Annotated in this window: 12 protein-coding genes; 4 read left to right on the plus strand and 8 right to left on the minus strand. The window is 61.4% G+C overall.

Annotated features, from left to right (window positions below; all coding sequences use genetic code 11):
* Nucleotides 1–2 precede the first annotated feature (2 nt).
* From K8B33_RS00950 to K8B33_RS00975, 6 genes are all read right to left on the minus strand, one after another.
* The gene (locus tag K8B33_RS00950; RefSeq protein ID WP_223422277.1) at nt 3–809 is read right to left on the minus strand and encodes an SDR family oxidoreductase; all 807 of its coding nucleotides are present in this window, start codon (nt 807–809) and stop codon (nt 3–5) included.
* Nucleotides 810–821: 12 nt separating this feature from the next.
* Entirely contained in the window at nt 822–2096 is a 1275-nt protein-coding gene (locus K8B33_RS00955) for a dicarboxylate/amino acid:cation symporter (RefSeq protein ID WP_223422279.1), read from the minus strand.
* A gap of 110 nt (nt 2097–2206) precedes the next feature.
* Nucleotides 2207–2899, minus strand: a complete 693-nt coding sequence (locus K8B33_RS00960; protein ID WP_223422281.1) for a hypothetical protein — start codon at nt 2897–2899, stop codon at nt 2207–2209.
* The gene (locus tag K8B33_RS00965) at nt 2896–4188 is read right to left on the minus strand and encodes an ammonium transporter (protein WP_223422283.1); all 1293 of its coding nucleotides are present in this window, start codon (nt 4186–4188) and stop codon (nt 2896–2898) included. The genes K8B33_RS00960 and K8B33_RS00965 overlap by 4 nt, the downstream gene beginning before the upstream one ends.
* Before the next feature lie 209 nt (nt 4189–4397).
* The gene (locus tag K8B33_RS00970) at nt 4398–5099 is read right to left on the minus strand and encodes a histidine phosphatase family protein (protein ID WP_223422286.1); all 702 of its coding nucleotides are present in this window, start codon (nt 5097–5099) and stop codon (nt 4398–4400) included.
* On the minus strand, nt 5096–5584 hold the full coding sequence (locus tag K8B33_RS00975; RefSeq protein WP_223422288.1) for an EVE domain-containing protein: 489 nt from the start codon (nt 5582–5584) through the stop codon (nt 5096–5098). The genes K8B33_RS00970 and K8B33_RS00975 overlap by 4 nt, the downstream gene beginning before the upstream one ends.
* 178 nt (nt 5585–5762) lie before the next feature.
* Between K8B33_RS00975 and prmB the strand changes: the two genes are divergently transcribed.
* The 3 genes from prmB to K8B33_RS00990 all read left to right on the plus strand — a co-directional run bounded on the left by prmB (nt 5763) and on the right by K8B33_RS00990 (nt 9045).
* On the plus strand, nt 5763–6692 hold the full coding sequence (prmB, locus tag K8B33_RS00980) for a 50S ribosomal protein L3 N(5)-glutamine methyltransferase (protein WP_223422290.1): 930 nt from the start codon (nt 5763–5765) through the stop codon (nt 6690–6692).
* A 71-nt stretch (nt 6693–6763) separates the two neighbouring features.
* Nucleotides 6764–7885 (plus strand): chorismate synthase, encoded by a 1122-nt coding sequence (gene aroC / locus K8B33_RS00985; protein WP_223422292.1) that lies wholly within the window; start codon nt 6764–6766, stop codon nt 7883–7885.
* A 20-nt stretch (nt 7886–7905) separates the two neighbouring features.
* Complete coding sequence (locus K8B33_RS00990) at nt 7906–9045, plus strand: MFS transporter (RefSeq protein ID WP_223422295.1); 1140 nt, start codon at nt 7906–7908, stop codon at nt 9043–9045.
* Here the strand turns inward: K8B33_RS00990 and K8B33_RS00995 are convergent, their stop codons facing one another.
* On the minus strand, nt 9046–10290 hold the full coding sequence (locus K8B33_RS00995; RefSeq protein ID WP_223422297.1) for a phospholipase D-like domain-containing protein: 1245 nt from the start codon (nt 10288–10290) through the stop codon (nt 9046–9048).
* Nucleotides 10291–10567: 277 nt separating this feature from the next.
* On the opposite strand from K8B33_RS00995, the gene K8B33_RS01000 reads away from it, so the two are divergent.
* Nucleotides 10568–12124 (plus strand): OmpP1/FadL family transporter, encoded by a 1557-nt coding sequence (locus K8B33_RS01000; RefSeq protein ID WP_223422299.1) that lies wholly within the window; start codon nt 10568–10570, stop codon nt 12122–12124.
* A gap of 54 nt (nt 12125–12178) precedes the next feature.
* On the opposite strand, the gene fghA is transcribed toward K8B33_RS01000, so the two are convergent.
* Nucleotides 12179–13033, minus strand: coding sequence for an S-formylglutathione hydrolase (fghA, locus tag K8B33_RS01005; protein ID WP_223422301.1), 855 nt, complete (start codon nt 13031–13033; stop codon nt 12179–12181).
* Nucleotides 13034–13037 lie beyond the last annotated feature (4 nt).

Here is a 13037-nt window from a genome sequence, read left to right on the forward strand (position 1 = left end):
GGTCAGGCACGCATTTTTCGGCCCAGCGCAATCATTGCCTGATAAAAGCGTGCCGGGCGCCAGCGCTTGTTTCGCCACGCCCGCTTCCCCGCGGGGTGCGGCAGAATCAGAAACTGTTTTTTCTCGATGCCACAAAATATATGCTCGGCGATTTCGTCGGCGCTATAGGATTGCGATTCGAGCAGTTTCTCGAACCTGGCCCGAGTGACCGGGTCCGGTGTGCGCAGGGAATCGCTGAGATTGGTTTTGAAGAACGACGGGCATGCGACGCTGACCTGGATGCCCAGCGGGGCCAGTTCGCTGTGCAGGCTTTCCGACAGGCTGACGACACCGGCCTTGGAGACGTTATAGCTGCTCATGCCTGGCGGCGGTGTCAGCCCTGCCATGGAAGCAATGTTCACAATGTGTCCGCCGCCCTGACGTTTCATGGCAGTGAGCGCAGCGCGACAGCCCCGCACGACCCCCATCAGGTTGATATCGACGATCCACTCCCAGTCCGCCGCCGGTATCATCTCGAACAGACCTGCTGCGGCAACGCCGGCGTTGTTGACCATGATGTCCAGTTGGCCCCAGCGAGATACGACACGTTCAACCGCCAGCCGCAGATCTGCTTCCTTGCGCACATCGCAGGGGATATACATGTGCCCGATGTCCATGTCGGCGAGTGCCTTGCAGGTTTCATCGGCGCGCAGGCTGTTGGTGTCAGCGATGGCAACGCGGTAACCGCGTTTGCCAGCCAGTTCAGCCAGTGCCCGGCCAAGGCCGGAGGCGCCGCCGGTAATGAGGATAGTGGGAAACAGGGTTGTCATGGCAGATTCATCTCAGAGCTGACGCGTCGGTACGGATAGTACCCCTTCTTCACCTTCGCTGCGTGCGATGAGCACCGCGCCGACACTGTCGCCCCAGATATTCACCGCGGTGCGACACATGTCCAGCACCCGATCGGTCACCAGGATCAGCCCGATAGCCTCCGGCGGCAAACCGACCATGCCCAGGATCAGTGTTATCGCCACAAGACTGGCGGCTGGCACGCTGGCCACGCCGATGGAAGTCAGCAGCGCGGCGATGACGATCATGAATTGAGAAGCCAGCGACAGGTCCATGCCGTAGGCCTGGGCAATGAAGACCACCGCAACACATTCATACAACGCTGTGCCATCCATGTTCACGGTGGCGCCCAATGGCAGGACAAAAGTCGCGCTGCGGCGGGAAACGCCGGAGCGTTTTTCCACGCATTCCATGGTCAGGGGGAGTGTGGCCGCCGAACTGGCAGTGGAAAAGGCGGTAAGCAGCGCCGGGGTCATTGCTTTCATATGCCTTACGGGGCTGCGACGTGCGAGCAGCCGAATCGCCAGCGGCAGGATGACAAAGGCATGTATCGTCAATGCCAGCAGTACGGTGAGGAAAAACCACGCCAGCGGTGCAATAGCGGAGAAGCCGGTACGTACCACCGTGGCCGCGATCAGGCCGAATACGCCCAGGGGAGCGAAGCGGATAATGAACATGGTGATCTTCACCATGGTCTCATACAGGCCGTCGATGGCATGGCGCAGCGCGCTGCCAGCATCGCCGTCAACCTGGCGCAGGAAATAACCGAACAGCAACGAGAAGACAATCAGGCCCAACAGCTGACCGGTTGCGGCGGCGTGGAACAGGTTGGAGGGCACCATTTGCAGGATGATGCCGGCGAAGTCGCCGACGCCGCGCCCCTCAACCCGCGCCAATACGTCGGCGGTATTCTCTGCCAGACCGAGTCGGTCACCGGCAGCTTCGCCGCCAATGATGCCGGGCTGAATCATGTTGACCACCAGCAAACCGACAATGACGGCAATCAGGCTGGTGCCGAGATAATAGGCGAGGGTTTTGCTGCCAAGGCGGCCGAGATCCCGTCCGTCTGCGAGCCCGGTCAGACTGCTGATGATGGCGGTGGTGATCAACGGTACGACCACCATCTGCAGGCCACTGATAAACAGCTGACCCACCGTATCGTAGATCGCCAGCAGGGGGATGCCGAAAAACTGCGTGCTTTCTGTCGTCAGCCAGCCAGCCAGGGCCGCCAGTACCATGGCCAGGAAAATCTGGTTATGCAGCTTCACGCATCACTCCCTGTTGACCGGCCTGATCTGGTGCCGGTGATATGCTTTTTGTGCATAGCATACGCAGCGGATGACGGCCGCCGCAACCGCGCTGGCTGGCCGGGGTGAGTTCAGAGCAACTGGCTCAGGTGTTTGTCCAGCTCCGGTTGCGTATCGCGCACCTGGGCGACGGCGTCGGCGAGCGCCCGATCTGCGCTGACCGGGCCGATGCGTTCGGCCAGCACGACATAGGTGCGGTTGACCAGCGCCTGCAGCAGCGCCTCCGGGACGGCGGGTACACTTAATGCCGTTCCCGATGCCGTTTCGTCCGGGCTGGCATTTCGGCGGTCCCTGTTGTCGCCACCCAGCCAGCGCTGCATGGCATTGACCAGTGCGGGTGGCCAGGTATCGCGATTGATGGATGCCAGCAGATCCAGGCGAAAGCTGTGCCGCTGCGGCAAGGGCACGCGGCTGCTCAGGGCTTCCATGAGCGCAGAGAAAGCCGCGGCAACAGAGGCAGCGGAGCCGCCGGTTCCGGCATCGTCACGCCGTTGCGGATGCTGCCCGGCCAATGGATCGGGCAGCAGAGAGTGCACGGGCATATTCATGGCCTGCACCAGACTCAGCAGTATCGCCGAGCGTCTTTCGCGCAGGCTTTCGTCCTGGCAGATGTCCGAAATAAATCGCTGCAGCGTGAAGCGTGGCCGTTCCGCGTAGTGTGTTTCCCAATGGTGCAGCGCCGCCATCAGGTCTTCACGGGGCAGAAACGGTTTGAGGCCGGTATAGACTGCGCGGCGCTTGTCGACGAGCTCCTGGTTGTTCATCGGCTTGCCTCGATGCTGCCGGCCCGCTCAGCGGTGTAGGCGGTCGTCTCACCGGCAAATTCCGGATAGCCGATTTCGGCATGCTCACTCAGATCCAGCCCGCGCTGTTCATGCAGGGCGCTGGCTCGCAGCCCCATGGTCAGAGCGATGAGGCCGTACATCAGCAAAGCAGAGAAGAAGGTCCAGGCGAAGCAGGCCAGCACGCCGATGACCTGAACAGTGACAACGTGCGCGTTGAACATATCGCCGTGCAGGAACAATCCGGCAGCAATGGTGCCCCAGGCGCCGGCGACGCCGTGGGCAGACACCGCGCCAACGACATCGTCAAGACGCCAGCGCAGCAGCATGTGCATGCTGAGGCTGCACAGCATGCCTGCGATCAGACCGGTGATCAGCGCGTAGGGCGGCAACATGGTGGCACACCCTGCAGTGACCCCGACCAGCCCCGCCAGGCTGCCATTGACGGTTTCCGTCAGTAGTATCGGGCGGCGGCTGACAAGCGCCAGCAACATGCTGCCACAGGCGCCCGCCGCAGCGGCCAGCTGGGTGTTGAGATTGATCAGGCCGATATCCGTGGAGGCCTCCAGTGTCGAGCCGCCGTTGAAACCGAACCAGCCGAACCAGAGAATGAAACCGCCCAGCGCCACCAGCGTCAGATTATGGCCGCGTATTTCCCGTGGGCGCCCCTGATCATCAAAGCGACCCAGGCGAGGGCCGAGCACCAGGATGCCGGCCAGCGCACACCAGGCGCCGACGGAGTGCACGACAGATGAACCGGCGAAATCGATGAACCCCATCTGGGCCAGCCAGCCATTGTCGTTCCAGACCCAGCTGCCAAATACCGGATAGATGAAGCCGATGATGCCCAGCGCGCCCACCAGATAAGCACCGAAGCGCGTGCGTTCGGCCATGGCGCCACTGGCAATGGTGGCGGCCGTGGCTGCAAACATGGTCTGGAACAGCAGCATGCCATAGGTCTGGTTATCCGCCTGGCTGATCATGAAGCTGCTGGTGCCGTACCAGCCCTGACTGTCGCCGAACATCAGGCCATAACCGACCGCCCAGAATATGAGAGTGCCTACGCACACATCCATGTAGTTTTTCATGACCACATTGAGCGCATTCTTGGCGCGGGACATGCCCGATTCCAGCAGGGCAAATCCGGCCTGCATCAGAAACACCATTGCCCCGGCTGCTGCCAGCCAGACCATATTGACGGCGGCGTCGCCATCACTGGCGGCCGCCATGGACGGCACCAGACAGAGCAGGCCGATCAGCCAGATATACATGATGATTGTGCTCCAGAACGGTTTTACTCGAGTCCGGCGGTGCTCAGCGCGGATGACTCCCCCATTCGGAACGTTGCAACCGGCGTGCCAGCACGGTGCACCGCCATGCAGCGTGCGCAAGTCGCGTTCTGGCTGTGCATCAGCCGGGGCACGCACCATTGTGGCGCGGCGAAGCAATGTCTGGCGCGCAATGGCGCATCAAGTCAGTGTTAGCGAAAGGTGACCAGATCGGCCGGTTGCAGATGGCTGTAGTTGTTGAAATAAGACAGGTGCAGCTGCCCCTCTTCGTGGGTAATGCAACTGATGGACGCGTTGGCGATACGATAGTTGAGATGGCGCAACAGGCTGTCATCGGCGCCGAGTACCTGTTGCAGTATCACGGCGATGACGCCGCCGGAGGTGAAGATACCGATGCGTTCACCGGGGCGGGCATCGGTCAGGATGTCGGCCATGGCAGCGCGCACACGCTGGCGAAATGCGGGCCAGCTTTCCAGATCCTCGCGCGGGAATTCACAGGACTGCCAGCTGCCCAGCGTTGCCAGCAATAACGGCTGGAAGTTGCGATGAAAACCGTTCTCCCCCGTCAGCAGTTGGCCCAGCTCGGGTTGCTGGCGAATCACCCGTGGCAGGTAGTGGCGCACGATGTGCTCCGCCTGGAATTCGTTGAAACCGGGGTGCTCCTGCTGCTGCGAAATACCGTTGACGCCCGGTTGCTGCAGATAGGCGGCAGCGGTATCGCGCTGCCGCATCAGATTGCCGTGGACCACCCGGTCCAGCGGAGCGCTCGTGGACGTGCTCAGATGGGCAGCCAGTACCTCGGCCTGACGCCGGCCCTGAGGCGAGAGCACATCGTAGTTGCTGGCGCCGAAGGAGGCCTGGCCGTGGCGGATGAGCAGGATGTCAGTGGTCATGATGCTCCGGGCGGATGTTGTGAGGGCTGGGTCAGCTTCAATCCGGAGAGAATATACGCTGCGGCGGCAACATCCACCTCCTGAATGGACAACCGGCCCCGATTGACCAGTTCCAGGTGTGCAAGCCTGGGGTCCTGCTTCACGGCCTTCAGTGTGAGAGGCTGCCCGGCATGGCCTCTATAGGCCACGTCCACCCGCAACCAGCGCGGGGCGTCCAGACTGGATCGGGGGTCGAACCAGGGGGATTGCGGATCGAACTGGGTGGGGTCCGGATAGGCGTCACGCACGACTTCCGCCAGACCGACGATTGCCGGCACCTTGCAGCTGGAATGATAAATGAACACCGTATCGCCGCACTGGACGGCATCGCGGAGCCGGTTGCGTGCCTGGTAGTTGCGAATGCCTTCCCAGCCGCAGCGCTGCTCCCGCTGAAGATCGTCGATGCTGTAGGCATCGGGTTCGGTTTTGAACAGCCAGTACGCCATGGGTCGGGGCCTCCTTGTCTGCCATGCATTGTCTTTCGTATGCCGGGCCCTGACGGCCCGCCGGGTATTATAGCGGATCGCCTGACCCTGGCGTCCCGGATCAGCGCGGCATGCCCTCGAACGCGACTGTGATCCCGGATTCTGTGATAATCTTCGCCGCCGGAATGGGATGCTCAACATGATCAGTGAACTCGAACAGCAACAGGCCAGCCAGGCGCTGGTCACCGTACGCGACTGCCTGCGCTGGGGCGAATCTGCCCTGCGCCGGGGCGAGGCGTTTCTGGGGCACGGCACGGATGATTATGGCGATGAAGCGCTGAATCTTCTGCTGCATGTCCTCGGCCTGCCCTGGGATTCGGATCCGCGCTTGCTGGACGCGCGTCTGCTGCCGCTGGAGCTTGACGCTTATGTGGCATTGATGACCCGGCGCGTGAATGAACGGATGCCTGCGGCCTATCTGACCGGACGGGCCTGGTTCTGTGGCCTGGAATTCCGTGTGGATGAGCGGGTGCTGGTGCCGCGTTCGCCGCTGGCCGAACTGATCGAGCAGGGTTTCGAGCCCTGGATTGTCCCGGAACAGGTGCACCGGGTGCTGGATCTGTGCACCGGCAGCGGTTGTATCGCCATTGCGCTGGCGGCGGCTTTGCCCCATGCGCAGGTGGATGCCTCCGATATCTCTGAGGATGCGCTGGCAGTGTGTCGCGAGAATATTGCCCTGCACGGCGCCGAGAATCAGGTTCGCGCCTTGCTGGGCGACGGGCTGGCTGCGGCGCAAGGGCAATACGATCTGATCGTCACCAATCCGCCCTATGTGGACGCGCAGGACATGGCCAGCCTGCCTGATGAATACCGGCACGAGCCTGTGCTTGCACTGGCCTCTGGTGCGGATGGTCTGGATTTCACCCGTCGGCTGTTACGCGAGGCGCCGGAGTATCTGAGCGAGCAGGGCGTGCTGATTGTGGAGGTGGGCAACAGCTGGGAATCCATGCTGCGGGCATGGCCCGAGGTGCCCTTTTTCTGGTTCGAATTCGAGCGGGGCGGGCATGGCGTGTTCATGCTGACCCGCGACCAGCTACTGGCTCACGCCGAGGCCTTTGCGGCGGTTTGAGTTACCATGCGAGGATGCTGTGCAAAGCGCAGCTGACCGCAAATCGGGTCTGACAGACAGGACAGGTAGATATGGCAGGTAACAGCTTTGGTGAACTCTTCCGTGTCACCACCTTCGGCGAAAGCCATGGCCCGGCGTTGGGCGCCATTGTGGACGGCTGCCCGCCGGGGCTGACATTGTCGGAAGCTGATCTGCAGTGCGAGCTGGACCGGCGCAAGCCTGGCACCAGCCGTTACACGACCCAGCGTCGTGAGCCGGATCAGGTGCGTATTCTCTCCGGTGTCTTCGAAGGCAAGACCACCGGCTGCCCGATCGGTTTGTTGATCGAGAACACCGACCAGAAATCCAAGGACTACTCTGATATCGCCAACACCTTCCGGCCGGGTCATGCGGATTACACCTATCACCGCAAGTACGGTTTTCGTGACTACCGGGGTGGCGGGCGCTCGTCCGCGCGCGAGACCGCCATGCGCGTCGCCGCCGGGGCCATTGCCCGCAAGTGTCTGGCAGAGCAGTTTGGCATTCGTATCTATGGTGGCGTGGTTCAGATCGGCAGTGTTCGCGCCACCGCGTTTGACTGGCACACCGTCAACGAGAATCCGTTCTTCTTTCCGGATGCCGCTCAGGTGCCCGCACTGGAACAACTGATCAACGCCCTCCGCAAGGACGGCTCGTCCATCGGTGCGCGGGTCAACGTCTACGCCGAGGGTGTGCCGGCCGGGTGGGGCGAGCCGGTGTTCGACCGGCTTGATGCCGATCTGGCCCGGGCCATGATGAGCATCAACGCGGTCAAGGCGGTGGAGATCGGTGACGGTTTTGCCGTGGTGGAGCAGCGTGGTGAGCAGCACCGCGATGAGATGACGCCAGAGGGCTTTCTCAGCAACCACGCAGGCGGTGTGCTGGGGGGGATCACCTCTGGCCAGCGTATCAAAGTGTCCATGGCGCTGAAGCCGACCTCCAGCATCCTGATTCCAGGGCAGTCGGTCGATGTGCAGGGCCAGCCTGCCGAGGTGGTCACCAAGGGGCGCCACGATCCCTGTGTCGGCATACGGGCGACACCCATCGCCGAAGCCATGCTGGCGCTGGTGCTGATGGACCACTGCCTGCGTCATCGTGCCCAGTGTGGCGATGTGCAGCCCTCCGGCGTGCCGATTCCGGCAGGCCAGGATCACGACATACCGGGCCAGGGTTGAGCGTACCGGGCATGCGAGGTATGCCCTGGTACTGGCGGCTGTCCGCCTTTTACCTCTTCTATTTCGCGCTACTCGGCGTGCTGGTGCCGTACTGGAGTCTGTATCTCCGGGAAGATGGTTTCAGTGCCGCCGAGATTGGCCTGCTGATGGCGGTCCCGCAAATCACCAAGATGGGGGCGCCGAATCTGTGGGGCTGGCTGGCCGATACCACCGGCCAGCGCTTGCGCATCATCCGTACCGGTAATCTGCTTGCCGCCGTAATATTTACCGGCGTTTTTTTCGCTGACGGCTTCTGGTGGATGTTGCTGGTGCTGGCTGGCTTCAGCTTTTTCTGGAACGCGGTGCTGGCCCAGTTTGAAGTGCTGACCCTGAGTGCCCTGGGGCATCGCAGTGATCGCTACAGCCAGATCCGTGTGTGGGGCTCTGTCGGTTTTGTGCTCGCGGTGCTCGTGTTGGGCCGGGTGCTGGACAGCGCCCCGGTATCGGTGGTGCCCTGGGTCTTGCTGGCGTTGCTCTGGGCCATCTGGCTGTGCACGCTGACACTGCCCGAGCAACAGCAGGTTCACCGGCGGCCAGCCCGAGGTGGTCTGCTGGCATTGCTGCGGCGTCGCGAAGTGCTGGTGTTCTTTGTCTGCGCTTTCCTGATGCAGATGTCCCATGGGCCTTACTACACGTTCTACACCATCTATCTTGTGGACATGGGCATCAGTCGCGGTGTCGCCGGGCAGTTGTGGGCTTTCGGCGTTATCGCGGAAGTCGCCGTGTTTCTGCTCATGCACCGGCTTCTGGAAAGGCACTCGCTGGCGTTGATCATTCAGGCCAGCTTGTTGCTGGCCGCAGTGCGCTGGCTGATTATCGCGACCCAGGCCGACAGCATGAGCATGCTGGTGCTGGCTCAGGTGCTGCATGCCGCCAGCTTCGGCAGTTTCCATGCGGCGGCGATTGCCTGGCTGCACCGCACCTTTCGGGAGGGGCACGCGGGTCAGGGACAGGCGCTGTATTCCAGTCTCGGTTTCGGGGCCGGCTGGGCGGTGGGGGCGACGCTTTCGGGGTTGTTCTGGGACCAACTTGGCGGCACCAGTTTTCTGCTGGCAGCTGGCGTGGCGTTGTTTGCGGCGGTGCTGGCGGTGCTGTTTCTGCGCACGCCTGCTGTGGACTGATCAGTCCGCAGCAGGGTGGGCGGTTGCCGTGGCCCAGATGCCTCTGACCAGCTTCATGAAACGCAGCCCGATGGTGTGCCAGAACAGGGTGCGTGTACGCGTCAGTAGCCCGCGTTCCTGCCACGCCTCACGTGTGACGAGCACGGATTCCCTGTCCAGCAACGCTTTCATCTCTGCCATACGCCCGGCAAATCCCTGATCGACCGTCTCCACGTTTGCCTCAAGATTCCAGCTACTGTTCCAGATGTCATAGTTGAAGGAACCCATGGTGCTCCAGTTATCTGCTCTGGCTGCCTTGAGATGCAGAAAGCGGGCCTGGTACTCATGAATCTGCACACCGGCGTCGAGTAGACGCTGGTAGTAGTGCTGGCCTGCGTAGCGAATGGCCGGGTGATCAGTATGCTCACCACCGAGAGTCAGGTGCACGCTGACGCCGCGTCGTGCGGCAATGAGCAATGCCTTGTACAGGGAGCGCGGCGGGAGGAAATAGGGCGTGCACAGCCAGACTTCCGTGCGTGCACGCAGAATGCGGCGCACCAACGTCCTGATCAGGGGGTTGCGGCGGCCGCCGCGTGCCGCATTGACGCGTGCCCAGGTGGTATTTCGCCGGTCCTGCCGCACGGGTTCAGGGCGCTGCGCCGTCAGGCGCCACCGCACGGCACCGCTTACCGGGCCCGCATCTGCCAGACGCCAGGCCTGGTCGAACAACATGCGAAAATCGGCCACCAGGGGCCCACGGCAGGCGAGCATGGCATCCATCCAGGCTTCATCGCCGTGCAGGCGGGGGTCATAGCGGTCATCAATGCCCATGCCGCCTACCCAGGCGCGCTCGTCATCAACAATGATCAGCTTGCGATGATCCCGCACCAGGGCGCTGATCAGGTGGCCCATGCGCACCGGGTTGAAGAACAGCAGTGTCACTCCGGCGTCGCGTAAACGTTGCCGATCTTGGCGACTCAGTGCGGCGCTGCCAATGTCATCAAGCAGCAGCTGCACCGATACGCCCCGTTGGACCGCTGCGCTGAAGACCGCAAACCACTCGTCGAACAGCACCCCGGAATTGCACATATACAGCTCAATGCAGATGCTGCGCCGGGCGCTCTGCATGGCCGTGCGGATATGGGGCAGGTAACGCTGGCCGCCAGCCTGAATCGAGAGCGTACAGCGACTTCGCCAGGGCCAACGCAAGCGCCCCGCAGTGTTGGTGGTCCGGGGGTAGGTGTCGGGTACAGAGGAGGCATTCATGCAAATGATAACTCGCGGTGCGGTGGACGTCCGGGCAGCGTTCATCACATCAGACTGAAACGAGTATGCCGGAAAAACGATGTAAAATGTGAAGCTGGTACTGTCGTTTGGTTATTTCGGGTGACGCAACCGGGGCGATAAGCTGGCAATATGCCGAAGTGCGCAGTGAACAGGTATACACTCAACGAGAGGGTGTGTAACTGCTGCCAATTGAAGATCACCGGACAACGGTGGCAATCCAAGAACAATAGCCTTTTTTACAGGGCGGGAGAGCAGTATGAGTCGTTATTCTTCGGGCATCCGGATGGTGCCTTGTGTGGCCGGGGTCGTGTTCACCATAACGAGTACGAGTGTTTTCGCGGCGGGCTTTGAGCTGCCTCAGCGAGGCATCAAGGAAATGGGTATCGGGTACGCCGGCTCCGCCGCGCTGCTGGAGGACGCTTCGGCAGTCGCCAACAACCCGGCCGGGCTGATGCGTCTTCAGGGACGCCAGGTCAGTGGCGGTGTGACATTGATTCGCTCCGGTTTTGATTACGACGTCACCGTGGAGCGGGAATTGATCGACGGCACCGGCGGGACAGTGCCCGGCCGCGAAAGCGGTAGCATCTCGGCGCTGTCGGTAGCGCCCCATGTGTATTACAGCCAGCGCCTGTCGGAGAATTCTGCCGTGGGTTTCGGCATCTACGCGCCTTTCGGCTCTACCACCAGCTACGATGAGGACTGGGCCGGGCGCTATCATGCGACGGACACCGATATTACCGCGATCAACTTCAATCCGGTATTTGCCTGGCAGGCTACCAATACGGTGTCGGTGGGTTTGGGCGTGGTCATCCAGCGTTTCGAGGGTGAATTCCGCAATGCCATCGACATCGGTTATCTGGTGGCCGATCAGGTGATCCAGGAGCTTGAACAGAACAATCTTGCCAGTCTTCGTGAAGATCCACAGGATCTTGTCGACAGAATGGCCCATCAGTTTGATGTCGATAACATCATGACCGTGGACAGCTGGGGTTATGGTTTCAACTTCGGCCTGCTTTGGGAACCGACGGACCGCAGTCGCGTGGGCTTCAACTACGCCAGCGCAGTGCGGCAGGTTGCCGATGGGGATGCCAAGCGCCCGCAAACACTGGATCCGGATTTCCAGCAGGACCTGGAAAACGCGATCGCGGCGACCCAGATATGGGGCATTGGCTTCATTCCCAGCACCATCGGAGGTTTGCAACCTGCTTCTGCGACGGAAGGTGCGGAACGTGCCGTGGGGCCGTTGGGCGCCCAGGGTGGAAAAATCCAGTTGATCACCACCATGCCGGAGGTGGCGACCCTCAGCGGCTATCATCAGTTGTTCGATACGCTGGCGATTACCGGCGGTGTGACATGGACCAACTGGAGCCGGGTGGATGAGTTGCGTTTTACCTACGTAGATACCTCTGACCGTGGTGGTAGCGACATTACCGGGTCCGGTGATGATGTGCGCCGTCGTGATCTGGTTGTTCCTTTTGAGTGGGAAGATACTTTCCGGTACGGGGTGGGTGCGATATTTACCGGCATTGATAACTGGGCATTGCGCGCGGGCTTCAGCTATGACGAAAGCCCGGTGCCGAACCCGGAGCGGCGTACGGCACGCGGGCCGGATAGTGATCGCATGATTTTCGCATTGGGTGCCGGTTGGCAATGGCGGGATAATCTGGGGATAGACGTGGGTTACAACTACACCCATTTCACCTCATCACGCATCAATAACCGGGAAAATCCGGCGGGCAGCCAGCATCGCATGGAAGGTAACTACGATGGCGGGCTGCATAATATCGGTGTGCAGGCCAACTACGTGTTCTGATGCGCTCTTCTGATAAATCTCCCTGCAGGACACTTGCAGAAATCGGCCCGGGCGTCAGCCCGGGCCGAGTCCGAGATGAGCGGCGTGATAGCGCAGATGATCATCGATAAAACTCGTGATGAAGTAATAGCTGTGATCATAGTGTTCATGGCGGCGCAGGTTGAGCGGGTGATCATGCTGTTGACATACTGCTTCCAGCGCGTCTGGCATCAGCTGCTCGGTCAGAAAGTTGTCTGCCATACCCTGATCAATGAACAGCGGCTGTCTTGATTTCCCTTCTGCGATCAGCGCACACGCATCATAGGTATCCCAGCATTTTTCGTCGTCGCCGAGATACGCGCTGAATGCCTTGCGGCCCCAGGGACAATGCGTTGGGTGAGTGATCGGCGCGAAAGCGGACACCGAGGCATAGCGTCCGGGCTGCCGAAGCGCGCAGACCAGGGCGCCGTGCCCCCCCATGGAATGGCCGCTGATCGCTTCGGCATCACTCAGCGGAAACAGCGCTCGCACGAGAGCAGGCAGTTCCCCGGTCACGTAATCGTACATTTGGTAGTGCTGATCCCAGGGCGCCTGCGTCGCATTCACATAAAAGCCGGCGCCAGAACCGAAATCATAGCTGTCATGCTCGCCGGGGAGGTCGGTGCCGCGCGGGCTGGTATCCGGGCAGACTATTGCCATGCCCAGCCGGGCTGCAAGCCGGAACGCCCCCGCTTTACCGGTGAAGTTTTCGTCAGTGCAGGTCAATCCCGATAACCACCAGAGTGCCGGGACAGGGCCTTGTTCTGCAGCGGGCGGCAGGAATATCGCAAAGGTCATGTCGCAGCGCAACACGCTGGAGTGGTGGCGTATGCGGTGCAGCCAGCCCCCATGGCATCGTACGCGGGCAACGGTTTCAGTGGACAGACTCATAAAT

Source organism: Alcanivorax limicola, assembly GCF_019931215.1.
Lineage (GTDB): Bacteria > Pseudomonadota > Gammaproteobacteria > Pseudomonadales > Alcanivoracaceae > Isoalcanivorax > Isoalcanivorax limicola.